At 70.0% G+C, this 22,892-nt stretch carries 26 protein-coding genes; 16 read left to right on the forward strand and 10 right to left on the reverse strand.

Annotated features, from left to right (window positions below):
• Positions 1-177 precede the first annotated feature (177 nt).
• Complete coding sequence (locus ELQ94_RS01780) at positions 178-348, forward strand: CsbD family protein (RefSeq protein WP_127046562.1); 171 nt, start codon at positions 178-180, stop codon at positions 346-348.
• A gap of 88 nt (positions 349-436) precedes the next feature.
• Here ELQ94_RS01780 and ELQ94_RS01785 read toward each other — a convergent pair whose 3' ends face one another.
• Positions 437-1,798, reverse strand: coding sequence for an ABC transporter substrate-binding protein (locus ELQ94_RS01785; protein ID WP_127046564.1), 1,362 nt, complete (start codon positions 1,796-1,798; stop codon positions 437-439).
• Between the two features lie 210 nt (positions 1,799-2,008).
• On the opposite strand from ELQ94_RS01785, the gene ELQ94_RS01790 reads away from it, so the two are divergent.
• Positions 2,009-2,314 (forward strand): DUF7882 family protein, encoded by a 306-nt coding sequence (locus ELQ94_RS01790; RefSeq protein WP_127046566.1) that lies wholly within the window; start codon positions 2,009-2,011, stop codon positions 2,312-2,314.
• Between the two features lie 96 nt (positions 2,315-2,410).
• Here ELQ94_RS01790 and ELQ94_RS01795 read toward each other — a convergent pair whose 3' ends face one another.
• On the reverse strand, positions 2,411-3,592 hold the full coding sequence (locus ELQ94_RS01795; RefSeq protein WP_127046568.1) for a zinc-dependent alcohol dehydrogenase: 1,182 nt from the start codon (positions 3,590-3,592) through the stop codon (positions 2,411-2,413).
• Positions 3,593-3,949: 357 nt separating this feature from the next.
• On the opposite strand from ELQ94_RS01795, the gene ELQ94_RS01800 reads away from it, so the two are divergent.
• Entirely contained in the window at positions 3,950-4,213 is a 264-nt protein-coding gene (locus ELQ94_RS01800) for a hypothetical protein (RefSeq protein WP_127046570.1), read from the forward strand.
• Between the two features lie 24 nt (positions 4,214-4,237).
• Here ELQ94_RS01800 and ELQ94_RS01805 read toward each other — a convergent pair whose 3' ends face one another.
• Positions 4,238-5,506 (reverse strand): D-arabinono-1,4-lactone oxidase, encoded by a 1,269-nt coding sequence (locus ELQ94_RS01805; protein WP_127046572.1) that lies wholly within the window; start codon positions 5,504-5,506, stop codon positions 4,238-4,240.
• 191 nt (positions 5,507-5,697) lie between these two features.
• Between ELQ94_RS01805 and ELQ94_RS01810 the strand changes: the two genes are divergently transcribed.
• The 8 genes from ELQ94_RS01810 to ELQ94_RS01845 all read left to right on the forward strand — a co-directional run bounded on the left by ELQ94_RS01810 (position 5,698) and on the right by ELQ94_RS01845 (position 13,588).
• Positions 5,698-6,018 (forward strand): excalibur calcium-binding domain-containing protein, encoded by a 321-nt coding sequence (locus ELQ94_RS01810; protein ID WP_127046574.1) that lies wholly within the window; start codon positions 5,698-5,700, stop codon positions 6,016-6,018.
• A gap of 59 nt (positions 6,019-6,077) precedes the next feature.
• A complete protein-coding gene (locus tag ELQ94_RS01815) occupies positions 6,078-6,539 on the forward strand; it encodes a DUF3817 domain-containing protein (RefSeq protein ID WP_127046576.1) in 462 nt (153 codons plus the stop codon).
• A gap of 65 nt (positions 6,540-6,604) precedes the next feature.
• On the forward strand, positions 6,605-9,088 hold the full coding sequence (locus ELQ94_RS01820; RefSeq protein WP_127046578.1) for a sensor histidine kinase: 2,484 nt from the start codon (positions 6,605-6,607) through the stop codon (positions 9,086-9,088).
• Positions 9,085-9,792, forward strand: coding sequence for a response regulator (locus ELQ94_RS01825; protein ID WP_127046580.1), 708 nt, complete (start codon positions 9,085-9,087; stop codon positions 9,790-9,792). The genes ELQ94_RS01820 and ELQ94_RS01825 overlap by 4 nt, the downstream gene beginning before the upstream one ends.
• 129 nt (positions 9,793-9,921) lie before the next feature.
• Entirely contained in the window at positions 9,922-10,692 is a 771-nt protein-coding gene (locus ELQ94_RS01830) for a hypothetical protein (protein ID WP_127046582.1), read from the forward strand.
• Positions 10,693-10,701: 9 nt separating this feature from the next.
• A complete protein-coding gene (locus ELQ94_RS01835; RefSeq protein ID WP_127046584.1) occupies positions 10,702-11,073 on the forward strand; it encodes a DUF4180 domain-containing protein in 372 nt (123 codons plus the stop codon).
• Positions 11,074-11,213: 140 nt separating this feature from the next.
• Positions 11,214-12,713: an amino acid permease gene (locus ELQ94_RS01840; protein ID WP_127046586.1), complete on the forward strand. Its 1,500-nt coding sequence runs from the start codon at positions 11,214-11,216 to the stop codon at positions 12,711-12,713.
• Positions 12,710-13,588 carry a universal stress protein gene (locus ELQ94_RS01845; protein WP_127046588.1) on the forward strand — a complete coding sequence of 293 codons (879 nt, stop codon included), beginning with the start codon at positions 12,710-12,712 and terminating at the stop codon, positions 13,586-13,588. The genes ELQ94_RS01840 and ELQ94_RS01845 overlap by 4 nt, the downstream gene beginning before the upstream one ends.
• A 109-nt stretch (positions 13,589-13,697) precedes the next feature.
• Here the strand turns inward: ELQ94_RS01845 and ELQ94_RS01850 are convergent, their stop codons facing one another.
• Entirely contained in the window at positions 13,698-14,810 is a 1,113-nt protein-coding gene (locus ELQ94_RS01850; RefSeq protein WP_127046590.1) for a winged helix DNA-binding domain-containing protein, read from the reverse strand.
• A 119-nt stretch (positions 14,811-14,929) separates the two neighbouring features.
• On the opposite strand from ELQ94_RS01850, the gene ELQ94_RS01855 reads away from it, so the two are divergent.
• From ELQ94_RS01855 to ELQ94_RS01865, 3 genes are read left to right on the forward strand one after another with little or no spacing between them, the layout of a single operon-like run.
• A complete protein-coding gene (locus ELQ94_RS01855) occupies positions 14,930-15,292 on the forward strand; it encodes a GntR family transcriptional regulator (protein ID WP_127046592.1) in 363 nt (120 codons plus the stop codon).
• On the forward strand, positions 15,289-16,197 hold the full coding sequence (locus ELQ94_RS01860; RefSeq protein WP_127046594.1) for an ABC transporter ATP-binding protein: 909 nt from the start codon (positions 15,289-15,291) through the stop codon (positions 16,195-16,197). Before ELQ94_RS01855 ends, ELQ94_RS01860 begins: the two co-directional genes overlap by 4 nt.
• Complete coding sequence (locus ELQ94_RS01865) at positions 16,194-16,946, forward strand: hypothetical protein (RefSeq protein ID WP_127046596.1); 753 nt, start codon at positions 16,194-16,196, stop codon at positions 16,944-16,946. The genes ELQ94_RS01860 and ELQ94_RS01865 overlap by 4 nt, the downstream gene beginning before the upstream one ends.
• A 78-nt stretch (positions 16,947-17,024) precedes the next feature.
• Here the strand turns inward: ELQ94_RS01865 and ELQ94_RS01870 are convergent, their stop codons facing one another.
• The gene (locus ELQ94_RS01870; RefSeq protein ID WP_127046598.1) at positions 17,025-17,642 is read right to left on the reverse strand and encodes an NADPH-dependent F420 reductase; all 618 of its coding nucleotides are present in this window, start codon (positions 17,640-17,642) and stop codon (positions 17,025-17,027) included.
• Between the two features lie 128 nt (positions 17,643-17,770).
• Here ELQ94_RS01870 and ELQ94_RS01875 point away from each other — a divergent pair, with 128 nt between their 5' ends.
• The gene (locus tag ELQ94_RS01875; protein ID WP_127046600.1) at positions 17,771-18,277 is read left to right on the forward strand and encodes a MarR family winged helix-turn-helix transcriptional regulator; all 507 of its coding nucleotides are present in this window, start codon (positions 17,771-17,773) and stop codon (positions 18,275-18,277) included.
• A 39-nt stretch (positions 18,278-18,316) separates the two neighbouring features.
• Here the strand turns inward: ELQ94_RS01875 and ELQ94_RS17205 are convergent, their stop codons facing one another.
• The 5 genes from ELQ94_RS17205 to ELQ94_RS01905 all read right to left on the reverse strand — a co-directional run bounded on the left by ELQ94_RS17205 (position 18,317) and on the right by ELQ94_RS01905 (position 22,464).
• Complete coding sequence (locus tag ELQ94_RS17205) at positions 18,317-19,069, reverse strand: DUF1206 domain-containing protein (protein WP_166404626.1); 753 nt, start codon at positions 19,067-19,069, stop codon at positions 18,317-18,319.
• 152 nt (positions 19,070-19,221) lie between these two features.
• On the reverse strand, positions 19,222-19,476 hold the full coding sequence (locus tag ELQ94_RS01890; protein WP_127046602.1) for a DUF6458 family protein: 255 nt from the start codon (positions 19,474-19,476) through the stop codon (positions 19,222-19,224).
• 147 nt (positions 19,477-19,623) lie between these two features.
• On the reverse strand, positions 19,624-20,985 hold the full coding sequence (locus ELQ94_RS01895) for a cryptochrome/photolyase family protein (RefSeq protein WP_127046604.1): 1,362 nt from the start codon (positions 20,983-20,985) through the stop codon (positions 19,624-19,626).
• Between the two features lie 9 nt (positions 20,986-20,994).
• Positions 20,995-21,441 carry a MarR family winged helix-turn-helix transcriptional regulator gene (locus tag ELQ94_RS01900; RefSeq protein WP_127046606.1) on the reverse strand — a complete coding sequence of 149 codons (447 nt, stop codon included), beginning with the start codon at positions 21,439-21,441 and terminating at the stop codon, positions 20,995-20,997.
• 351 nt (positions 21,442-21,792) lie between these two features.
• Positions 21,793-22,464: a response regulator transcription factor gene (locus ELQ94_RS01905; protein ID WP_127046608.1), complete on the reverse strand. Its 672-nt coding sequence runs from the start codon at positions 22,462-22,464 to the stop codon at positions 21,793-21,795.
• Between the two features lie 140 nt (positions 22,465-22,604).
• Between ELQ94_RS01905 and ELQ94_RS01910 the strand changes: the two genes are divergently transcribed.
• Positions 22,605-22,889: a GlsB/YeaQ/YmgE family stress response membrane protein gene (locus ELQ94_RS01910; protein ID WP_127046610.1), complete on the forward strand. Its 285-nt coding sequence runs from the start codon at positions 22,605-22,607 to the stop codon at positions 22,887-22,889.
• The last annotated feature ends 3 nt before the right edge of the window (positions 22,890-22,892 follow it).

Genomic DNA, 22,892 nt, shown 5'->3' on the forward strand with positions numbered 1-22,892 from the left:
CTCCTGCTGCTCCTCCTCGATGTCAAGGGGACGACATCGACGTGTCACGCGCTCACGGGATCACGTTCTAGGCGCGTCGTTCCGAAAACGCAAGGCCCGTGACCCGGGCGGGGATCCGGCGTACCGTCGAAGCACGTCGGGACCTCCGGCGATACGACCACTCGAAGGGACGATCACATGGGTGCAGACGACAAGATCAAGAACACCGCCGAGAAGCTCGTCGGACAGGCCAAGGAAGGCTTCGGCAAGGCCACCAACGACGACGAGAAGGTCGCCGAGGGTCGCACGGAGCAGTCTTCCGCGAGCGCCAAGCAGGCCGGCGAGAACGTCAAGGACGTCTTCAAGTAGGACGTCTCACCGATCGGAGTCGATCGGAGACGGAAAGGCCCGGGAGCGTTGCTCCCGGGCCTTTCTTCGTTCCCACACGGAACCGTCGTTACCCGTCGGCCTGCTCGTAGGCGCGCATCGCCGCCGCCTGGGCGTCTGCGAGAGCGTCCTCCGGTGTCTTGTCGCCGAGGAGCACCGACTGGACGGCGTTGTTCAGCTCGGTCTCGATCTGCTGGCCCGCGGGCGACGCCCCGAACGTCACACCATTGGCGACCGCGTCGTAGTAGGTCGAGATCGTCTGGTCGAACCCGGCGTCACCGCTGTCGCCCACGTACTCCTCGCGGATGGACTGGTCGGCGGCGGGCGATGCGGTGAAGAGGCCGGCGTTGATCGCGCCGGGGGTCTCCTCGAGGGTGGCAGCACGGGCACTGCCGGCCGCCTCCCATGCCTCCTGGCTCGTGAGCTCGAGCGCCCACGCGCACGCCGCGTCCGGGTTCTTCGCACCGGCCGGGATGACGAAGGCCTGGCCGCCGGCGACGGCGAACGGTTCTCCGTCGGGGCCGCGGAACGGTACGGCGGAGATGTCCACCGCATCGACGTAGGGGCTCAGGACGTTCACGAACCACTGCGCGTCGACCTGCGCTCCCACCTGATCGGCCACGAACTGGTTGTTCTCGCCGAACGTGTCGAAGGAATCCGTGAAGCTCTTGACCTTCGCGTAGCCGCCCTGGGCGTCGGTGATGCGCTTGAGCAGCTCGAGGCCCGCCTCGTTCGCCGGGTCGTCGAGAGTGGGCTCGCCGTCGGCGATGAGCTGGCCGCCGGCCCCGAGCACCCAGAGACTCGCCTGTCCGCTCGCGACCGGATCGAACCCGAGGACCGAGGGGTTTCCGCCCTCCTCCTGATACATCTTCTCGATGGCGCCGAGGAGCACATCGGGCTTCGACGTGTCGATCTCCTCGGGGCTCACCCCGGCGGCGTCGAGGACGCGGTTGTTCACGATGATCGCGGGGGGTTGGTAGAACTGCGGGACGCCCCATACGGCGTCCTCGTAGGTGACATCGGCGAGGACGGCCTCGTAGTAGGCGGACGTCGGGTCGACGTCGTGTGACGAGAAGCACTCGTCGAGCGGCACGATGAGCCCCTGGGACGCGTAGGTCGCGACGAAGCGGCGGTCCATCTGCACGACGTCCGGAACGGTTCCGCCGGCGACGCGTGTGGTGAACTTCTGGGCGTCGAACGCGGTCTGGTCGATCTCGATCTCGAGTCCCTCGAACCGGTCGGCGGCGTACTCGAGTCGCGACGTGCCCACGTCGTCCGCGTTCTCGAATCCCCACGCGTTGAGCGTTCCGGAGACCTCGGTCCCGAACGACACGTCGCCCGTGCCCGTCGCTCCGCCTGAGCTGCAGGCCGTCAACGTCACCGCCGCCGCGATCGCTGCGGTCGAGACGAGCCTCCGTCGGATCTTCGTCATTTTCTCTCCTCCTCGAGTGGTCGGTCCGATGCTCGTGATCCATCGGCCCGCCGGCCCGACGGTAGCGGGACCCGTTGCGACTCGGGAAGCTCTTGTCTCGTCGGCCCTCGTGTGCTTCTCGAGGCCACCTAAGCGGCGGTTTGACGTTCACTTCCGATGGGCTCAGCCTGAGATTTTCGGATTCCGTCCGCCAGGTGTCATAGTCAACCCATGGCCTCCCTCATCTACGGCACCGAGACCTTCGAGTTCGAAGACCGTCAGCTCGCGCACGTCAAGTTCGTCATCAGCCAGAAGCTCCGCCGACAGGAGAGCTTCCTTCTCTCGTGGTCCTACTCGCTGGCCCTCGGCTCCGGTCGGAGCTCGATCTGGCTCAACGAGCACAGTCACCTCCACTTCCGCTTCAACGGCAGCAAGCCCCCCACCCTGAACCAGGTGTGGCTCGAGCGCCTCATGACCGCGTCCTTCTCGGTGCGCGGACTCGACCTCGACGAGGTCCCGGAGCCCCAGGAGCAGTAGAGCCCCGCAACGACACCGGCCCCGCCGGGTGCCGTGGTCCCCGTCGGTATCGGCGGCGAGCACGGCACCCGACGGGGCCGTCTTCGTGTGTGCGGGTCAGGCCGCGGGGTCGAGGACGACCTTGATGCAGCCGTCCTCCTTCTTCTGGAAGACCTCGTACATGTGCGGCGCCTCGGCGAGCGGCACGCGGTGGGTCACGAGGTCGGCGGTGCCGAGGGGGTCGCCGTCCTGCTCGGCGAGCGGCAGCAGCGTCGGGATCCAGCGGGCCACGTTGCACTGGCCCATCCGCATCGTCACCTGCTTGTCGAACATCGACTTCATCGGCATCGGGTCGGCGTCGCCGCCATAGACGCCGCTGATCGACACGGTGCCGCCTCGGCGCACGAGGTCGAGCGAACCGTGGAGGGCGGAGAGCCGGTCGATCCCGGCCTTGTCCATCGCGGGGCGCGCGATCGCATCGGGGAGCAGGCCGATGGCGGCGTGGGCTGCGGCGGCGACGGGCGACCCGTGCGCCTCCATCCCCACGGCCTCGACGACGGCGTCCGGTCCGCGACCGTCCGTCGCGTCGCGGATCTCGTCGATGACGGATTTCGTGGAGTCGAAGGTGCGGATGCCGTACTTCTCGGCGAGGGCCCGGCGCTCCGGCACGGGGTCGATCGCGTAGACCTCGTAGCCGAGGTGCGCGGCGATCCGGGCGGAGAACTGACCGACCGGACCGAGGCCGTAGATGCCGACGCTGCCGCCGTCCGGCACGTTCGCGTACTGCACGGCCTGCCAGGCGGTCGGGAGGATGTCGCTCAAGAAGAGGTAGCGGTCGTCGCTCAGCTCGGTACCCACGACGATGCAGTTGACGTCGGCGCGGTGCACACGCAGGTACTCCGCCTGTCCGCCGGGGATCTGCCCGTACATCTTCGTGTAGCCGTAGAGCGACGCACCCGTGCCGTAGTCGTGGTTCTGGGTGGTCTCGCACTGCGACTGCAGTCCGCGCTTGCACATGTAGCACTCGCCGCACGAGATCGTGAAGGGGATGACCACGCGGTCGCCGACCTTCACACGCGTGACGCCGGGGCCGACCTCCTCGACGACGCCCATGGTCTCGTGGCCGAGGACGTCGCCCTTGCCGATGAACGGGCCGAAGAGTTCGTAGAGGTGCAGGTCGGAGCCGCAGATCGCTGCGGACGTCACGCGGATGACGGCGTCCGTCGGTTCGACGATGTGCGCGTCCGGTACGTCCTCGATGGAGACGTTGCGCTTCCCTTGCCAGGTGAGTGCCTTCATTGGATGCTTCCTTTCGTCTGGATCCCGATCGGATCCTCGGATCGTGCGTGATGCGGGTCGTCGGTTCGGGTCCGTCTCGGCGGGCGCGCCGAAGCACTCCCGTCACGGGGAGGTGGAAGAGAAGTGGGGATGGGATGACCCGACACACCCCATCCCCACGCCGGATGAGCGGCCCGGGAGAGAGCGCCCGCGATTCGTGGCCGCTCCTGTTCCCTGGACCGGATCGTCATCCGAACCATGGTCAACGCTACGCACGCCGCCTCCCGGCCGGGAGGGCATTGACAAGGGCGTACCCGACCGTCAAGCGTAGTTTCGAGCGGCCGTTGCGCCGACCGAGACCCGAAGGGAGGACGCGCGATGTCGCGACCGAACGAGAATGAGAAGCTCGATGAGAACGAGACGCACGACGGGAACGAGCCGACCGGTTCGGAGGGGGCGCCGACGTCGGGAGCGGCCAGCGTGGGGGAGCGGCTCACCGGGGAGCGGGATGCGAGAGACCCCGATGGTCTCCTGACGGTGGACCAGATCGCCGGTGGATCTCACGGGGCGTCTCCCGAGGACGGGCTCCGTGTGCCGCGCGGCGACCGTATCGAAGAGCCCACCGACCCCGACGAGGGCTGAGCGACGCAGCCGAGCGCCGGCGAGTCAGTCGCCGAACACGCGCTCCTCGAGGAATCCGTTGCGGAAGGTGCCGGTGGGATCGTGGCGTTCGACGAGCTCGATCCATTCGGACCGCCGCGGGTAGAGGGGCGCGAGCCGCTCGGCGGTCGCGAGGAAGTGCTTGCCCCAGTGCGGTCGCCCACCGAGAGGGAGCAGGATGTCCTCGATCGCCGGGAGCACCCGGTCGACGCGCTCGGTGTCCGGCGCGAACGTGAAGTGCACACCGACGACGTCGCGATCCGACGCCCCGCTGAGCCACAGGCCGTCGGCGGCCACGGTGCGCAGCTCGGTGATGAGCAGCACCTCGTCGATGCGCGGTCCGATCCCACGGAGCGCCGTGAGGGCCTCGCGGATGCGGTCGCGCGGCACGAGGTACTCCGACTGGATCTCCTCGCCGGCGCTCGGTGTGGAATCGAGGCGGAAGTGGGGCAGCCGCTCCGACCAGGGTCCGGCGACGCCGCCGAAGACGGTCATGTTCGTGGGCTGCTCGTCGAAGAGCTCGGCCGACGGGGCGGCGATGGCGCCGAGGTGCGTCGCGTCGATGTCGTCGGGACCGCCCTCCGCGACGATGGTCTTCAGCCAGAGGTGGTCGACGGTGTCGCCCGACCACATCGTGAGAACGCTCACGCTGTACGCGGAGCCCATGATGGCGTCGAAGTCCTCGATGAGACGATCCCACGGCAGCCCCACGAAGGCGTCCTGCCGCACGTCGAAGGTCGGGCGCACGTCGAGGGTCACGCGGGTCACGACACCGAAGGCGCCGAGCCCCACGACCATGCCGTCGAAGCCGGGGGTGGAGCGGTCCACGTCGAGGAGGTCCCCGTCGGCCGTGACGAGCTGCAATCCGGACACGGCGGATGACAGGGTCCCGTTGCCGTCGCCCGAGCCGTGCGTTCCCGTCGCGGTCGCGCCTCCCACCGAGATGTGGGGGAGGGAGCCGAGATTGTGGAGGGCGAAGCCCTCAGAGTGCAGGTGGCGGGCCAGGTCGCCGTAGCGGGTGGCCGAGCCCACGGTGACGGTCCCCGCGGCGGCGTCGATCACCGGGTCCGACGGGATGCGGCCCAGGTGGACGAGGACGTCCGTGTCGGGGAGGGCGTTGAAGGAGTGGCGAGTGCCGAGGGCCCGCACCCGACGGTTCGCGGCGACCACACGCTGCACCTCGTCGATGCTTGCGGGCTCGAGGATCTCGGTCGCCCGGTAGACGTAGTTCTTCGCCCAGTTGGACCGGTCCGTGTTCGTGTGTGTCTGCGTCATCGCCGCACCCTCCGTGGTCGGACGTTCGTCCGCCCACCTCACGTTAGCGGGCGTCGGCCGCCGGTGGTCCCGCGGGTGGCGAACGGCCCGGCGGGGATGCGCCCTCCGAACGGGGGAATGCGGGGCGCTGTCTCGAGGCCTACTGTGAGCAGGCGCCGCACCCGAGCGGCGTCCCTCCCCGAAGGATCCCCATGCCCCTCTCCCGTTTCTCACGTCTGGCGGCCTCCGCCGTCCTCGTCGGCGCCGTCCTCTCCCCGCTTCCCGCCGCCGCTGTCGCGGCCCCGTCGACCGGCACCGTCGCCGTCGCCGGTTCCCCGTTCGCCGCGAAGCCCTTCGCCAACTGCACGGCGCTCAACAAGAAGTACCCGCACGGCGTCGGCAAGAAGGGCGCGAAGGACAAGGTGTCGGGGAAGACGAAGCCCGTCACGAACTTCACGGTCAGCACCGCGCTCTACAACGAGAACAAGAAGTCCGACCGGGACAAGGACGGGATCGCCTGCGAGAAGAGGTGATCGGCCGTCGCGGCCCGTTCAGGGTTCCGTGACCCGGTCGTACGTAGGCTGGAGGCACGATGACCCCCCGACTCCTCTTCCGTGTGGCCGCGATCGCCGAGGCCATCACATGGGCCTTCCTGCTCACGGCCATGTTCCTCAAGTACGTCACCCAGTCGACCGACGCGCTCGTGCCTCCGGCCGGTGGTGTGCACGGTTTCGTCTTCCTCTGCTACGTCGCTGTGACGGTGTTCGTGTGGATCGACAGGCGATGGAGCCTCGGCACGGGCCTGCTCGGCCTCGCGACGGCGATCGTGCCGTTCGCAACCATCCCGTTCGACGTGGTCATGGACCGCCGCGGTCGTCTCGACGGCGGCTGGCGACTCGCCCCGGGCGGCGACGCCCCGCGCGGCGTCATCGAGCACACTCAAGCGTGGGTTCTCCGCCGCCCGGTCGTCGCCGCGATCACGGCCGTCGTCCTCGTCTCGCTCGTCTTCGCGGCGCTCCTCGTCATGGGCCCCCCGGTCCCGCCCTCCTCCTGAGAGGCCCGGGCGGGGCGTAGTCTCCGTCCTGGACGACGGGACGGACCCGATCGGGAGGGTGAGGCATGGCGCGCGGACGGTTGCACGTGCTCCTCGGTGCCGCGCCCGGTGTCGGGAAGACGTTCGCGATGCTCGAGGAGGGGCGGCGCCTCCGGGAGCTCGGCTCCGATGTCGTCATCGCCGTCGTGGAGTCCCACGGCCGCCCCGCGACCGAGGCGCTCGCCGCGGGGGTCGACGCCGTCCCTCGGCGCATGCTCGAGCCGACCGATCTCGACCTCGAGGCGGTCATCGCCCGGGCGCCGCAGGTCGCGCTCGTCGACGAACTCGCCCGCCTCAACGCGCCGGGATCGCGGCACGAGAGACGCTGGCAGGACGTCGAGGCCCTGCTCGAGGCCGGGATCTCCGTGCTCACGACCGTCGACGTGCAGCACATCGAGTCGCTCCGAGAGGTCGTCGAGCAGGTCACGGGCGTTCGGCAGCGGGAGACCGTGCCCGACGCCGTGCTCCGCGCAGCCGATCGCGTCGAGCTCGTCGACCTGGCGCCGTCGGCGCTCCGCGACCGTCTCGCCGCCGGCGACGTCTACCCGGCCGAACGCATCGACGCCGCCCTGTCGAGCTTCTTCCGGCTCGGCACCCTCACAGCCCTCCGGGAGCTGGCCCTGCTCTGGCTCGCCGACGAGGTGGACAGTGCTCTCGCCGCCTACCGCGCCGAACACGGTATCCACGGCCGATGGGACGCGCGGGAACGCGTCGTCGTCAGTCTCACGGGTGGAGCGGAAGGCGAGACGCTGCTGCGGCGGGGCGCACGCATCGCCGCGCGGTCGGCGGGAGGCGAGCTCCTCGCCGTGCACGTCGTGAGTCAGGACGGCCTCACCCGCCGCCACCCCGAGGCCCTGGCCGCGCAGCGGGCCCTCGTCGAATCCCTCGGAGGCACCTTCCACGAGATCGTCGGGGACGACGTGGGCCGCTCCCTCGTGCAGTTCGCCCGGTCCGTCGACGCCACGCAGCTCGTCGTCGGCGCGAGCCGCCGCAGCCGACTCGTCGCCGCCCTCTCGGGCCAGGGGATCGGCGCGACGGTCGTCCGGGAGTCGGGCGACATCGACGTGCACATCGTCACGCACGCCGCGGCCGCCGGACGATTCGCCCTGCCGCGCCTCGGGGGAGGGCTCTCGGCGCGTCGGCGACGCGCGGGGTTCGCCCTCGCCGCGATCGCCGGCCCGCTCGTCACCGCTCTGCTCGTCTCGGTGCGCAGCGAGGAGTCGATGACGAGCGACGTCCTGAGCCTCCAGTTGCTCGTCGTCGTCGTCGCCCTCGTCGGGGGCCTCTGGCCGGCCCTCGTCGCGGCGGTGTTCTCCGGAATCGCCCTCGACTTCTTCTTCGTCGATCCGCTCCACACGGTGACGATCGCCGAGCCCCTCCATGCGCTCGCGCTCGCGCTCTTCGTCGTCAACGCCCTGCTCGTGAGCTACGTCGTGGACCAGGCCGCCCGCCGGTCCCGCGCCGCTCGTCGGTCGGCGGCCGAGTCCCAACTCCTCGCCACGACCGCCGGGAGCGTGCTGCGTGGCGAGGACGCGCTGCAGGCGCTCGTCGGCCGGACGCGCGAGGCGTTCGGGCTCGCGAGCGTGCGTCTGGTCGCGGACGAGCCGGCGGGTACCGTGCTCGCGGCCGACGGCGATCCCGCGGCCGGCGAGCCCTCCGAGTCGGTGCGCGTGGGGGGACGTGCGGCCCTCGAGCTGCGCGGCCGCATCCTCGACGCGTCGGAGCGCCGGCTCCTCGGCGTCGTCGCGACGCAACTCGATGCGGCGATCGAGCACCGCGAGCTGAGCGCGACGGCGAGCGAACTCGGTCCCCTCGCGCACGCCGACCGCACCCGCAGCGCCCTGCTGTCCGCAGTGAGTCACGACCTGCGCCGCCCGCTCGCCTCCGCGATCACCGCTGTCGGCGGCCTGCGGTCCACCGAGGTGGTGTTGACACCGGCGGAGCGTGAGGAGCTCCTCGCCACGGCGGACGAGAGCCTCGTGGCGCTCGCCGCCCTCGTGTCGGACCTCCTCGACGTGAGTCGGCTCCAGGCGGGCGCCCTCGCCGTCGTCCTCGACGACGTGGACATCGACGACGTGATCCTGCCATCGCTCGATGAGCTCGGGCTCGGTCCGTCCCAGGTGGAACTCGACCTCGCGCCCGACCTTCCGTCCGTCTCCGCCGACGCGGCGCTGCTCCAGCGGGTCGTCGTCAACATCCTCGCGAACGCCGTGAGGTTCTCTCCTCCCGGTCGGCGCGTGCGGGTGGCGACGAGCGCGTTCGGGGACAGCGTCGAGGTGCGGGTCGTCGACCACGGCCCCGGGGTCGCGGCCGATCGTCGTGAGGAGATCTTCGTGCCGTTCCAGCGGCTCGGGGACACGGACAACCTCACGGGACTCGGGCTCGGACTCGCGCTCGCCCGCGGGCTCACCGAGGGGATGGGCGGCACGCTCGAGGCCGACGACACCCCCGGTGGAGGACTGACGATGGTCGTGTCCCTCCGGCCCGCCTCCGGCAGGATGGACCCGTGAAGCTCCTCATCGCGGACGACGACCCGCAGATCCTCCGCGCCCTCCGCGTCACCCTCGGGGCGCGCGGCTACGAGGTCGTGACGGCGCCCGACGGCATGGTCGCCGTGAACGCCGTGATCGAGGAGCACCCCGACCTGCTCGTCCTCGATCTCGGGATGCCGGGGCTCTCGGGCATCGAGGTCATCGAGGCCGTGCGCGGGTGGTCGACGATGCCCATCCTCGTCGTCTCGGGGCGCAGCGACGCCGCGGACAAGGTGGAGGCGCTCGACGCGGGCGCCGACGACTACGTGACCAAGCCGTTCGTGATCGACGAGCTGCTCGCACGCGTGCGCGCGCTCACGCGCCGCGTCATCCCCGCCGCTCCGAACGAACCCGTCGTCGCATTCGGCGACGTGACCGTCGACCTCGCCGCCCACACGGTCTCGCGCGATGCCGATGGGCGGCCGGCGCCCGTGCGGTTGACGCCCACCGAGTGGAAGATCCTCGAGCTCCTCGCACGGAACCCGGATCGCCTCGTCACGAGGGACGAGCTGCTCTCGAGCATCTGGGGCCCCAACCACACGGGCGACAGCGGCTACCTGCGGCTCTACATCGGTCAGCTCCGCAAGAAGCTCGAGGTGGAGCCGTCCGCGCCGCGGTACCTCCTGACGGAGCCCGGCCTCGGGTACCGGCTCGCGCTCGGCGAGGGCGTCCTGCCGGCCTGAGGCGACGAACTTCGTCCGCCTCCTCGGTTCGAGGCTCCGGGCGCGGCCTGTCCACAGGCAGAGTGGACGATTTCCGGGCCGGGTGCTCCGTCGGGATACGGTGGCGCGGACAGCGGTTGGAGGTCTCTGGTGTCTGACGTGTTCGGGCGCCACCCGGGCGATGGGCGGCTCGACGCCGAGGTTTCGGCCGCCCATGCTGCGCGCGTGCACCGCCGATCGCGCATCGCGGTCTGGACGGTGCGCGTCGCGCTCGCCGCATCCCTGCTGCTGCTCGTGGTCGCGGGCGTCGTGCTCGCGCGCGAAGCGGGGGCGGGGTGGCCGGCCGAGGCGAGCCGCCAGGGTCCACTCCTCGCGGCCCTCGCCCTCGCCGTCGGCGGGGTCTCGATCGTGCTCGCCGTGATGACCGCTCGCCGCACGCGGCGGCTCCTCGAGGCATCGGCGCCCGAGGGCGGAGTCGTGCTCGGGATGTCCTCGGCCGGCATCAACCTCACCCATCTGCCCCTCCTCGAATGGGAGGCCATCTCGGCCATCGGGATCGCCGAGCGCGCTGAGGGATCACGCCGCGCTGTCACCGTCGGGATCGCGGTCGCCGACGTCGGGGCGGCCCGCGCCCGCATCATCGACGCCCGCCTCGCGCACCTCGTGCGGCCGTTCCCCCGGAGCCCGGGCCGGCGCGGGCGGGGACGGACGGGCACGGGCGGACGTCGACGGGGCGTGTCACGGCCGGAGCCCGGCTTCCTCGCCGTCGACCTCGGGGATCTCCTCGACCAGCCCACGATCGACGCGGTGATCGCCCGGCTCCGGCTCGAGTCCGAGCAGCGGGACATCCCCCTCCATCGGACGGACGACCGGCGCGACCTCGGCGGAATCCTCCGCCCGGTGCCGTCCGACGACGTGTAGCGTCGGGGCATGACGACGCTCACCTACGCGGACACCACGGTCCTGGTCATCGGCGACCTCGGTGGGGCGATCTCGACCCCCGACGACGCCACGGCGATCCTCGAGGAGGCCTTCGCCGCGCATGCGGCCGTCGTGGCCATCCCCGTGGAACGCTTCGACGCCCTGTTCTTCGACCTCAGCACCGGGATCGCGGCGGAGTTCCTCCAGAAGTTCGCGACCTACGTCATCGCCGTCGCGATCGTGGGGGACCTCACGGAGACGATCGCGCAGAGCGCGGCACTCTCGGCGTTCGTCGTCGAATCGAACGCCGGCAACCAGGTCTGGTTCGTGCCGGAGGTCTCGTCGATCGAAGCGCTCGTCGGTCGGCTCGACCCGCGCTGACAGGCCCTGGTCCTCCCCGGGTCGACTCCGCCCGTCCTCGGGTCGACTCCGCCCGTCCTCGGGTTGTCTCCGCCCGTTCTCGGGTTGTCACCGCGGCGCGACCCTCCTACGATCGGTCAACGATCAGGAACGGGGGCCGCATGAGCGCCGCACGACAACTCTTCCGCCGCAAGCCCATCACGGCGCCGAGCGAGAACCCCGATGGGCTGTCGCGCAAGATCAGCGCGTTCCAACTCACGATGTTCGGTGTCGGAGCGACCGTGGGCACGGGTGTGTTCTTCGTGATGCACGAAGCGGTTCCGGACGCCGGCCCCGCCGTGATCGTGGCCTTCCTGCTCGCCGGGCTCGCCGCGGGCCTCTCGGCGCTCTGTTACGCCGAGATGGCGTCGGCCGTTCCCGTCTCCGGCTCCACCTACTCGTACGCCTACGCGACCCTCGGCGAGATCGTGGCGATGGGCGTCGCTGCCTGTCTCCTCCTGGAGTACGGCGTCTCGACGGCGGCCGTGGCCGTCGGCTGGAGCGACTACGTCGACCTCCTCCTCGTCAACGTGTTCGGCGTCGGCATCCCCGACGCGCTCGAGGGCGGACCGTTCGAGGGCGGCATCATCAACCTCCCGGCGGTCGTGCTCGTGATGATGTGCGCGATCCTGCTCATCCGGGGCACGAGCGAGTCGGCCGCGGCGAACACCGTCATGGTCATCATCAAGCTCGGAGTGCTGCTCGGTTTCAGTGCCATCGCCTTCACGGCGTTCAATGCCGACAACTTCGCGGACTTCGCCCCCAACGGCGTCACCGGTATCACGGCGGCGGCCGGCACGATCTTCTTCACCTTCATCGGGCTCGACGCGGTGTCGACGGCGGGAGACGAGGTGAAGGACCCGCAGAAGACCCTGCCGCGTGCCATCATCGCGGCCCTCATCACCGTGATCGCGATCTACCTGCTCGTGGCGATCTCCGCGCTCGGCACCCAGCCGTGGCAGGACTTCTCGAGTGAGGACCAGGCGGAGGCCGGCCTCGCGAAGATCCTCGAGAACGTCGTCGGGGCCGCGTGGCCCGGCACGATCCTCGCGATCGGAGCGGTCATCTCGATCTTCTCCGTCACGCTCGTGACGATGTACGGGCAGACACGCATCCTCTTCGCGATCGGTCGGGACGGCCTCCTGCCGTCGATGTTCGCCCGCGTCCACCCGACGCTCCGCACGCCCGTCCACACCACGGTCGTCGTCGCGATCGCGGTGGGATCGCTCGCCGGATTCATCCCGCTCGACAGCCTGTGGGACCTCGTGTCGATCGGAACACTCGTGGCGTTCATCGTCGTCTCCCTCGGCGTGATCGTCCTGCGCCGCACGCGCCCCGACCTGCCCCGCGGATTCAGGGTGCCCGGCTATCCGGTGGTGCCGATCGTGTCGATCATCGCGTGTCTGTACATCCTGTCCGGCCTGCACTGGACCACGTACGCGTGGTTCCTCGGTTGGCTCGCGGTCGTGCTCGCGTTCTACCTGTTGTGGGGGCGGCGCCACAGCAAGCTCAACGGCACCGCGAGCGGCGACGGCGCGGACGGGGGAGCGGACGGCGGCGCCGGGTCGACGGGTGCCGCCGGTCGCGGCACTGCGAGCCCGCGCGGCGGGAGCGCGTCGTGACGGTCCTCGTCGGGTACGCGGACGGCCGGGGCGCCCGCGACGCCCTCGAGCTCGGAGCCGCGCTCGCGGATGGACTCGGCGTGGGTCTCACCGTGGTGAGCGTCGCGCGACGTTCATGGGGCACCCCGTCGATCTCGCGGGTCGACACGGAGTTCATCGAGTGGTCCCGCCGGGTCGCCGACGAGGATCTGGCGACGGCGCGCGCCCGCCTCGCCGAGCGCGCACCCGGTCGTGCGGTCGCCCTCCGGCGGGTCGAGGGGAGATCCGTTCCGGCCGCGCTCGTCGCCGCCGCCCGGGAGGTGGACGCCACGGTCATCGTCCTGGGGTCGGTGGCCGACGCTCGGCTCGGTCAGGTCGTACTGGGGTCCACGGCCGACCGGCTCGTGCACTCCTCTCCTGTCCCGGTCGCGGTCGCCCCGCGCGGGTATCGGGCGCCGACCGACGGCGTCGAGCGGCTGACGTTCGCCTGGTCGGGCGACGACACCGAGATGCCCTCGCTCACGCGGCTCGGCAATCTCGTCGCGCCCACGCAGGCACACGTCCGGGTCGTCACGTTCGGTCTGCGGCGCCCGGCGATGTTCCCTCCCGAGGTGGGGCTCGACGCCGAGGACGAGGTGTTCGCGGGATGGCGGGAGCAGGTCGAGCGCTCGTTCGAGAGACTTCGCGCGGGCGGGATCGTTGGCCCCGACACCGAGACGCTGGTCGCGGTCGGTGCGGACTGGCGCGCGGCGGTCGACGACGTCGACTGGACACCGGGGGACGTGCTCGTGATCGGGTCGAAGCCCGCCGGTCCCGTCGCCCGCGTCTTCATGGGATCGAGCGCCACGAAGATCGTCCGCCACTCCCCGGTCCCCGTCGTCCTCCTCCCCGCCTGACCCCCTGCCCGCCCTCCCCGAACCTGACCCGCGCCTCGTCTCCCACGCCCGCCAGGGAGAGCGTTTGCGCCGTTTCGCGGCGATACAGTGCCGCGAGACGGCGCAAACGCTATCCGGGGGAGAGGGTGGTGTCGGTGAGGCGGGCGCCGTGGAGGGTTCGGGCCAGGGAGCGGAGCTCGCGGCGGAGGGCGCTCTGGACTCGCTGCGACAGGGTTCCCGCCGGGTGGAGGGACGCGTGTGCCTCGCCGTCCGCGATCGAGAGGGACCAGGTGCCCGCGACGGCTCCGTCGACCAGGAACGTCGCGGGGATGAGTCCGTTGGGGGAGGCGATCACGGACGGATCCGGCAGGATGCGCGCGCGGTCGGCATGGGAGAGGACCGCGGCGTCGAACTCGGCGAGCAGGCGCGCGGTCGGCGCCTTCCGCTCGCCACCGTCACGGACAGCATCAGCACGGTCGACGAGGGTCCGTCCTTCCACCTCCACCGGCACCACCGCGTCGCCGAGGGACGCGAAGACCTCCCGCGCACCACGGAGCCCCGACCACTGCGCGAAGTCGGCGGGCGTCGCCGGACCGTACGCGCCGAGGTAGCGGAGGACGAGGGAGCGGACCTCCTCGAGAGGCTCGACCTCGTGCACGGGCACGTGCTGGTCGAGGCGGGCGTAGACGACCCCGCCCGTGGCGCCCCACTCCCCGCGGGGCGGGCGCTGCACGAGGGGGAGGTGGCAGCGGACGAGGTTCACCAGATCCGCGGGCGCAGAGCCGTCGAATCGCGAGGCGAGGTCGCGGCCGAGGTCCCGCGCCGGCAGATCGGCGCCGTCGAGCACGCCCGCCGCCCGATCGACGACGGCGGCGACATCGACGCCGGGCACACGTCTGGCGATGGCCGAGGTGAACTCGCGCTCGAGCACGGGCGCCGTGAGGGAGCGCAGCGACCACGCATCCTCCGCGCGCACGAGATGGATCGTCGACCTCATGCACACCACCCGTACGAGCGCTCCCGAGCGGACGAGGGCCGACGCGGCGAGGGGCTCGAAGCCCGTGATCCGCGTCCAGAGCGCCGTGTACGGCGGAAGCGGGGCTTGCGACTGCATCCCGATCTGGTGCCGCACCTCGGAGAGGACACGATCTTCGATCGGTAAGCCCTCGAGATCGATCCGGTCATGGAGGTGCTGGCGCTCGCGGTAGGTACTCGCGAGCGCAGCCCTCGTCATGCGCTCCATCCCGCGACCCTAACGCCCACCGGCGACGGTGGACCGAACGAATTCGATCGTCCTCTTGACACGGTCGCCCCGGCCTGGTTGGTTAGTTACATGAGTAATGAACCAACGAGGTCGAGGGGATGATGGACGAATCGCGGCCCATCTTCATCCAGATCGCGGAGCAGGTGGAGAACGACATCATCGAGGGGCGTCTCCCGGAGGAGAGCCAGATCCCGTCCACGAACGAGTTCGCTGCCTTCCACCGCATCAACCCGGCCACGGCCGGCAAAGGCGTCAACCGCCTCGTCGAGGACGGGGTCATCTACAAGAAGCGAGGGATCGGGATGTTCGTCACCACCGGAGCGCGCGACATGCTCGTCGAACGCCGCCGCACCCGCTTCGCGGACGAGTTCGTCCGTCCGCTCCTCACGGAGGCCGCCAAGCTCGGCATCTCCGCCACCCAGCTCTCCGACATGATCCGCACGGAAGGAACCTCCCCATGACCGACACGGCGACACCGGTCGTCCGCGCGAGCGGCCTCACCAAGACCTACGGCTCGTTCACCGCCATCGACGGAATCGACCTCTCCTTCGAGGAGAACCGCATCTACGGCCTGCTCGGCCGAAACGGCGCGGGCAAGACCACCATCATGCAGCTCCTCACGGGCCAGATCTTCCCCGACGGCGGCCGGCTCGAGGTCTTCGGGAGGGAGCCGGCCGAGCACGTCGACGTGCTGAGCCGCATCTGCTTCATCGCGGAGTCGCAGAAGTACCCGGATTCGTTCAAGCCGAAGCACGTGCTCGAGAGCGCGCCCCTGTTCTTCCCGCACTGGAGCCAGGGGCTCGCCGACGAGCTCATCGATGAGTTCCGGCTGCCGCTGAACCGGCCGATCAAGAAGCTCTCCCGCGGACAGCTCTCGGCGGTCGGCGTGATCGTCGGCCTCGCCTCGCGTGCGCCGCTCACCTTTTTCGACGAGCCCTACCTCGGACTCGACGCGGTCGCCCGCACGACCTTCTACGATCGTCTCCTCACCGACTATGCGGAGCACCCGCGCACGATCGTGCTCTCCACCCACCTGATCGACGAGGTCAGCAACCTGCTCGAGCACATCGTGCTGGTCGACCAGGGTCGGATCCTCATCGACCGCGACGCGGACGAGGTCCGTGGGTCGGCCACGACGGTGGCCGGGACGCGAGACGCGGTCGAGTCCTTCGTGGCCGGTCGCGAGGTGATCGGCCGCGACGGCATCGGCGGACTCGCGTCCGTCACGTTCATGGGCGCGCTCGACGCGCTCCAGCGCCGCGAGGCGCACGAGCTCGGGCTCGAGCTCGCCCCCGTCTCCCTGCAGCAACTGATCGTGCACCTCACGGGCGCCGATCTCTCCGCCGAGAAGGAGGTCGTCTCATGACCACCGCAACCGTTCCCCTCGCGTCGAGCGCCCCGTCCCGCGCCGACCGGATCCGACGCGTCGTGCGTCTCCACCTCGCGGCGCCGTCCGTCTTCATCGGCATCCCGTGGCTCATCGTGGGCATCGCCTTCGCCGTGAGCGTCGCGATCGCGTCGATCATCACGGTGAGCGGGAGCGACACGAGCGGCATGGGCTACAGCTGGGCCGTGCTCTCCCCGCAGTGGTACCTCGTGGCGGTCGGCGTCCAGGCGGTCGGGATGACGTTCCCCTTCGCCCTCGGGTTCGGCGTCACCCGACGCGACTTCTGGATCGGGACGTCGGTGCTCTTCACGCTCCTGTCGATCGCGAACGCCGCGGCGTTCACGATCCTCGTCCAACTCGAGAAGGTCACGGATCACTGGTGGACGGGCACCTACATGTTCGACACGCTCTGGTACGGAGCAGGTCCCTGGTACCACGACTTCTTCTCGACGTTCGCGCTCCAGATGTTCGTGTTCTTCATCGGCGCGGCGGCCACGACGCTCTACATGCGCTGGCGGGTGATGGGCGTGCTCATGGCGGGAGTCGTGTTCGTCGCGCTCTTCCTGGGAGCCGGCCTCGTGGTCGGCCTGATGGGCGCATGGGCGGACGTGTGGACCTGGATGGCCACGTTCACGGTGCCTGGCATCTTCGCCGCGGTCCTCGTCGCCGCTCTCCTGTGTGCCGTCGGCGGCTACTTCGTCATCCGCCGGGCGACGCCGCGTTCCTGAACCGTCGGACAGGAGAACGGGGATGGTGCGCGTCGGGTCGCGCACCGTCCCCGCTCTCGTGCTTCGGGAGGGGCTGGATCAGCGGGCGAGGGCGAAGCCGCTCGTCCAGGAGGTCTTCTCCCCGGCGGCGAGGGTGAGCTGCAGGAAGCCGACGGCCTCGAGCTCAATCGCGCGCTTGAGCGAGCCGGCGTCGATGGCGCGTACGCCGCCGGCCTCGACGGCGGCGACGAGCGCGGTCTTCGCGTCCGCGTCGTCGCCGGCGACGAGCACCGTCGTGGTGAGGGAGTCGACCGACTTCGTCGCGAGGGTCGCGGCGAAGTTCGTGTTGAACGCCTTCAGGATGCTCGAGGCGGGGAGTTTCGTCGCGATCTCCGCAGCGGCCGACGATCCGGCGGGGACGGCGAGCGAATCGAAGGTCGCGAAATCGACCGGGTTCGTGATGTCGACGACCGTCTTCCCGGCGAGCTGCCCGCCGTAGGTCGCGACGATGTCGTCGATCGCGCCGTAGGGGACGGCCAGGACGACGATGTCGCCCGAGAGGGCGGTGCCGTGGGCCTCGATGCGCACCCCGTCGATGGGTGCGACGGCGGCGAGGTCACCGTGCGCCAGGACCTGGACGTCGGCGCCTCCGGCCGACACGACTCCCGCGATCGCGCGTGCCATGTTCCCGGTTCCGATGATGCTGAACGACGTCATGTCGATCTCCTTTTCGTCTCGTGGTGGAGCCGCCTCAATTAGTTGAAGCTTCAACTAAAGAGTACACCGTATAGTTGAAGCGTCAACCATCGCTCGGCTCTCGGGTGATCGAGGCGGAGGAGACGACGATGACCGAATCGAACTGGCTCTCGGCCGAGCAGCTCGACGACTGGCTCTCCGTCGTGGCCGTGGTCGAGCTCCTCCCCGGCGCGCTCGACGCGCAGCTCCAAGCGGATGCCGGTCTCTCCCACTACGAGTACTTCCTCCTCGCTCAGCTCTCCGAGGCTCCCGAGCGGACGCTGCGGATGACCGAGCTCGCCGGCGCCACGAACGCGACCCTGCCGCGCCTGTCGCACGTCGTGAAACGGCTCGAGCAACGCGGCTACATCGAGCGGTTCCCCTGTCCATCGGACAAGCGCGCGACGAACGCGCGGCTGACCGACGAGGGCTGGGAGAAGGTCGTCGACACCGCTCCCGGTCATGTGGGGGCCGTGCGGCGACACGTCGTCGACGCGCTCGAGCCCGCTCAGCTCCGGGCGCTCGGAGAGGCTTGCGCGGTCATCCTCGCAACGCTCGATCCGCCGGCCGGTTTCGCAGCGCGGCGTCAGGCACCGTCCGCCGACGACGCAGTGTGATGTCTCCTGCGCGCGGCCCGTCCTGCCGGAGGGAGTCCGTCAGCGGCGGAGGTAGCGCGCCCGGGCCCACAGGTACACGCCGAAGGCGATGAGGCCGATCGCGATCACGATGAGGAGCACTGGCCCGTACGGACGGTCGCGCAGCGCCGCGAGCGCGCCGTCGAGCCCCCCGGCGCGCTGCGGGTCCGCGACGATGGCGGCCGACAGGAGCAGCCCGCCGACGAGGAGGAACGACACGCCCTTGGCGATGTGGCCCACGACGCCGACGACCGTCACCACGGCACCGAGGGCTCCAGGCGGGGTGGACAGGTCCTCGCGGAAGGTCCGGTTGATCCCGCGCAGACAGAAGCCCACGCCGAGCGCGCCGATGAGCACGGCGGCCAGCACGAGCAGGGCGACGCCCGTGGGCGAGCGCAGCGCCCACTCGCTGAACATGCGGGCGGCCGTGTTCCCGTCCGAGCGGCCGCCGAGCGCGATGAACGCGGCCAGGAGCCCGATACCGGTGAACCCGAGCGACTTCCCCACGGCCTTCGTGCGCCGGTAGGCGATCTTGGCCGGATCGCGGGTGCTCACCCACGCGGCGTCGGTGAGCTGGAAGAGCGCGAGCCCCCACAGGCCGGCCGCAGCGATCCAGAGCACCAGGAAGCCGCCGGGCGTCGCGGCGATCGCAGAGAGCACGCCCGCCTGCCCGGCGCCGTCACCGGCGCCGAAGGCCGCCCCGATCGCGATCCCCCCGACGAGGACGTGCACGATCCCGTTCGCGACGAGACCGACGCGGGCGGCGCCCCACACCGCCGGGCTGTCGTTGATCTTCTTCGCCCGCCGCTTCAGACGACGACGACGCGGTCCGCTCGCCTGGAAAGGCGAGAGGACCGCGTCGGTGACGGCGGCACGTGTCGTGCCGCGGTGGTCGTTCAGGGTGCGACGTCGTTCGAGAGGGCCGCTCAGGGGAGCGGATCGGCCTCCGTGGAGCGACGCGTCACGCGCTCGCCGGCGACGGGGTCGACGCCGGTGCGCTCCGTGGTGACGCTGCGGCGACGGCGAGCGAGAAGAGCGATGCCGATGATCGTGATGATGACGCCGGCGCCCATCAGGATGTAGCCGACGAGGTCGAGGTTGACCCAGTCGACCGTGATGTTGAGCGCGAAGGTCAGGATCGCGCCGACGACGAACAGGAAGATTCCGAAACCGATACTCATGGTGATGTCCTCTCGGGGGGAACCCGTTGGGGTGGTCGAAGTGCGGATCGCGCTTCGATCGTCCCCCACCGTAGAGGACCGCCGGTCGACCACCAGGGGGTTGCGGCAGCGCTCCCGGCCGTGCTCGCGGGGTGTTCGGGCAGCGGCTCAGCCGCGGATCGACTGGTACGCGTCGAGCGCGCGGCGGCGCGACTCTTTGAGGTCCACGATGGGTTCCGGGTAGCCGAAGGAGTCGGCGTCCGGTGCCCACCGGCCCACGTAACCGCCGTTGCCGTCGAACTTCGTCCGCTGCAGTTCCGGGTTGAACACACGGAAGTACGGCGCGGCATCCGCTCCGCTCCCGGCCACCCACTGCCAGTTGAACGGGTTGCTGGCGGCGTCGGCGTCCACGAGCGTGTCCCAGAACCACTGCTCGCCGATCCGCCAGTCGATGAGGAGGTTCTTGGTGAGGAACGAGGCCACGACCATGCGCACGCGGTTGTGCATCGTGCCGGTGCGCCACAGCTCGCGCATACCCGCGTCCACCAGGGGGACGCCGGTACGACCCCTCTTCCAGGCCTCGAGAGCCTCCTCGTCGAGCGGCGGCCACGGGAAACGGTCGAAGTCGGGACGCCAGTTGTTCACGTGCAGGTCGGGTCGCACGTAGAGCGAGTGCCACGCGAAGTCGCGCCACCCGAGCTCGGAGCGGAACGACCGGGCGGCCTCGGTGCGGTGGGTCGCCGGGCTCACCGCATGCCACACCTGCCGGGGCGACAGCTCGCCCCACCGCAGCCGCGACGACAACCGGGACGTCTCGTCGATGTCGAGGTGGTTCCGCGACCGCAGGTAGTCCTGCAGCTCGCCGTCGGCGAACTCGGCGAGGCGATCGTGGGCCGCCTCCTCGCCGGGGACCCATCGTTCCGCGATCTCGGTGGCCCAGTCGGGGGTCGTGGGCAGCAGGCCCCAGTCCGCGAGCGCGTCGCCGTCGACGGCGTCGGCGCGGGTGCCGGCCCTCTCCGGCACGGGGAGGGGCTCGGGGATCGGGTGGTGCGAGATCCGGTCGAGCGTCGCCCGCCAGAACGGCGAGTAGACGGAATAGGCGGTGCCCGCGCCCGTCTGGATGTCCCAGGGCTCGTTGAGGAGGAACCCGGCGAAGCTCGTCGCGGCGATGTCCGCCTCGCGGAGCTGGGACTTGATGCGCTCGTCGATGTGGCGCTCGGCGCCGTAGCGGCGGTTCCAGAAGACCGCCTCGGCTGCGAGCTCCTCGACCAGCCCGGTCACGACGGCCTCGGCCGGCCCCCTCCGCAGCACGAGCTGCACATCGAGGTCGGAGAGCGCGGCGGCGAGGGAGTCGAGACTGCCGTGCAGCCACCATTTCGCCGCGCCGCCCAGAGGACGGACCTCGTCGGATTCCTCGTCGAGCACGTAGAGCGCGACCACCGGGCAGCCGCGCTGGATGGCGGCGGAGAGGGCGGGATTGTCGCCGACGCGGAGGTCGTCGCGGAACCAGACGAGGGACGGAGTGGCCATCCCGTCAGCCTAGGACGGGGTGTCGAGACCCCGTCCGATCCGGTCCGTGAGGGCCGTGAGGGTTGACAGCTCCTCGTCATCCAGTCCGGTGCCCATGACGCGGGAGATGACCTTCACATGGAGCAGCGCGACCTGCCGGTAGAGCGCGTAACCCTCGTCCGTGAGGCCGACGATCGTGCCGCGACCGTCGTTCGCGTCGGGGCACTTCTCCACGAGGCCGCGCTTCATGAGCTTGTCGACGAGGCGCGAGACGCTCGGCTGGCTCAGGAGGACGAGGTCGTTGATGTCGCGGAGGCGAGCGCGCTTGTCGGTCTGGCGCGAGAGGTTGAACAGCACGTCGTACTCATTGAGCGACAGCAGATCCGTCGGGAACTCGGCCGCGAGCGTGCGCATCACCCCGACCTGTGCACGGAACAACGATTCCCATGCGGTGACCGCCGTCGACGTCGAAGCCATGGTGGATCCCTTCCCTCGACATAAGCCTAGGGTTTGCGAGGATCGCTCGCGTGCGCGTCTCGTCACGGGCGACGAACCGATGTCGTGTCGAGGCCGATGCCCCGGCCGCGGGTGCAGAAAGGGCCGGTCGGAGAGGCTTCCGACCGGCCCGTTTACCCCTTGCACCAAGAGTGTCCTGCAATCACATTCGCGGGAGCCGCCACAGCAAAACAACTTCCGCTCTCCGAATATATAACGGAAAGATAACGGTCGCTAGTCCCACTTTGATTATTTCCGTGCGGAGGGGCCGAAGCGGGCGTAGCGCCCCGTGACACGACCCTCTTGCGTCCCTCGAGAGGAGGCACGCGCGGGTCAGGGCCCGCCCATCCAGTGATCGATGCGGTGGGTATCGGGAGTGAACCCGTGCTGGACCCCGTAGAGCACCGCTTGCGTGCGGCTCGCCGCGCCGATCTTGCGATAGACGGACCGGATGTACGACTTGACCGTGTTGGGGCTGAGGTAGGTGAGGGCGGCGACGTCGGCATTGCTCTTGCCCTGCGTGATGAGGGCGAGGATCTCGGATTCACGATCGGTGATGCCGTGGAGGCGACCCGGCCAATCGAGCCCGGGCGCGCTCGGCGCGCGACGGCTCTGATCGCTGAACACGAGCTCACCCGCGTGGACGGCCTCGATCGCGGCCACCAGTTGCGGCGCCGTCAAGGTCTTCGAGAGGTAGCCGTGCACCCCCTTCTGACGTGCCGACTCGACGAGCTCCGGATGGAAGTTCCAGGTGTACATCACGACGCGCCGAGCCCGGGGGTTGGCGATGAGCTCGTCGATCTCGTGGTGATCGGACTCCGGCTGGGCGAAGGAATCGTACAGAACGACGTCGACGGCATCGCTCACCGCGCGATTCGTGTCGATCTCGGCCACCAGGACGCGATCCCGATATTCGTCGAACAGGTGCGCCAGTCCCTTCAGCACGACGTCGTAGTCGTCGACGAGGGCGACGGTGATGGGTCGCGCGTCCGGAGCTGCGGTCATACTCGAGTTTTACACCCCCAGGGGTGTGCCGCCACACCCCGAGGGGTGATGAAGTCAGGTGTTGTCACGAATTGTGGCGATCCGCGCACCAGACGGTGCTCGACCCATACGCCGCTCGGCGTCTACACGAGGGAGCAACCATGCTCGGTCTCATCATCAGCATCATCGTCATCGGCCTCATCGCCGGATTCATCGCACGCGCCGTGGTCCCCGGCAAGCAGCACATGAGCATCCTCATGACCATCGTCCTCGGGATCGTCGGATCCTTCATCGGCGGATTCCTCGGCTTCCTGATCTTCGGACAGGACGCCGCTGACGGGTTCTTCCAGCCGGCCGGCATCATCGGCTCCATCATCGGTGCGATCATCGCCCTCATCGTCTACACCCAGGTCGCGGGCCGCAGCGCGTCGGCGCGTCGCCGCTGATCG

The organism is Labedella endophytica (assembly GCF_003990045.1).
GTDB lineage: Bacteria > Actinomycetota > Actinomycetes > Actinomycetales > Microbacteriaceae > Labedella > Labedella endophytica.

Bases quoted from the DNA above. Each gene is read 5' to 3' on its own strand.
- ELQ94_RS01780 (WP_127046562.1), top strand. From the start codon at position 178: ATGGGTGCAGACGACAAGATCAAGAACACCGCCGAGAAGCTCGTCGGA.
- ELQ94_RS01785 (WP_127046564.1), bottom strand. From the start codon at position 1,798: ATGACGAAGATCCGACGGAGGCTCGTCTCGACCGCAGCGATCGCGGCG.
- ELQ94_RS01790 (WP_127046566.1), top strand. From the start codon at position 2,009: ATGGCCTCCCTCATCTACGGCACCGAGACCTTCGAGTTCGAAGACCGT.
- ELQ94_RS01795 (WP_127046568.1), bottom strand. From the start codon at position 3,592: ATGAAGGCACTCACCTGGCAAGGGAAGCGCAACGTCTCCATCGAGGAC.
- ELQ94_RS01800 (WP_127046570.1), top strand. From the start codon at position 3,950: ATGTCGCGACCGAACGAGAATGAGAAGCTCGATGAGAACGAGACGCAC.
- ELQ94_RS01805 (WP_127046572.1), bottom strand. From the start codon at position 5,506: ATGACGCAGACACACACGAACACGGACCGGTCCAACTGGGCGAAGAAC.
- ELQ94_RS01810 (WP_127046574.1), top strand. From the start codon at position 5,698: ATGCCCCTCTCCCGTTTCTCACGTCTGGCGGCCTCCGCCGTCCTCGTC.
- ELQ94_RS01815 (WP_127046576.1), top strand. From the start codon at position 6,078: ATGACCCCCCGACTCCTCTTCCGTGTGGCCGCGATCGCCGAGGCCATC.
- ELQ94_RS01820 (WP_127046578.1), top strand. From the start codon at position 6,605: ATGGCGCGCGGACGGTTGCACGTGCTCCTCGGTGCCGCGCCCGGTGTC.
- ELQ94_RS01835 (WP_127046584.1), top strand. From the start codon at position 10,702: ATGACGACGCTCACCTACGCGGACACCACGGTCCTGGTCATCGGCGAC.
- ELQ94_RS01840 (WP_127046586.1), top strand. From the start codon at position 11,214: ATGAGCGCCGCACGACAACTCTTCCGCCGCAAGCCCATCACGGCGCCG.
- ELQ94_RS01850 (WP_127046590.1), bottom strand. From the start codon at position 14,810: ATGGAGCGCATGACGAGGGCTGCGCTCGCGAGTACCTACCGCGAGCGC.
- ELQ94_RS01855 (WP_127046592.1), top strand. From the start codon at position 14,930: ATGATGGACGAATCGCGGCCCATCTTCATCCAGATCGCGGAGCAGGTG.
- ELQ94_RS01860 (WP_127046594.1), top strand. From the start codon at position 15,289: ATGACCGACACGGCGACACCGGTCGTCCGCGCGAGCGGCCTCACCAAG.
- ELQ94_RS01865 (WP_127046596.1), top strand. From the start codon at position 16,194: ATGACCACCGCAACCGTTCCCCTCGCGTCGAGCGCCCCGTCCCGCGCC.
- ELQ94_RS01870 (WP_127046598.1), bottom strand. From the start codon at position 17,642: ATGACGTCGTTCAGCATCATCGGAACCGGGAACATGGCACGCGCGATC.
- ELQ94_RS01875 (WP_127046600.1), top strand. From the start codon at position 17,771: ATGACCGAATCGAACTGGCTCTCGGCCGAGCAGCTCGACGACTGGCTC.
- ELQ94_RS01890 (WP_127046602.1), bottom strand. From the start codon at position 19,476: ATGAGTATCGGTTTCGGAATCTTCCTGTTCGTCGTCGGCGCGATCCTG.
- ELQ94_RS01895 (WP_127046604.1), bottom strand. From the start codon at position 20,985: ATGGCCACTCCGTCCCTCGTCTGGTTCCGCGACGACCTCCGCGTCGGC.
- ELQ94_RS01900 (WP_127046606.1), bottom strand. From the start codon at position 21,441: ATGGCTTCGACGTCGACGGCGGTCACCGCATGGGAATCGTTGTTCCGT.
- ELQ94_RS01905 (WP_127046608.1), bottom strand. From the start codon at position 22,464: ATGACCGCAGCTCCGGACGCGCGACCCATCACCGTCGCCCTCGTCGAC.
- ELQ94_RS01910 (WP_127046610.1), top strand. From the start codon at position 22,605: ATGCTCGGTCTCATCATCAGCATCATCGTCATCGGCCTCATCGCCGGA.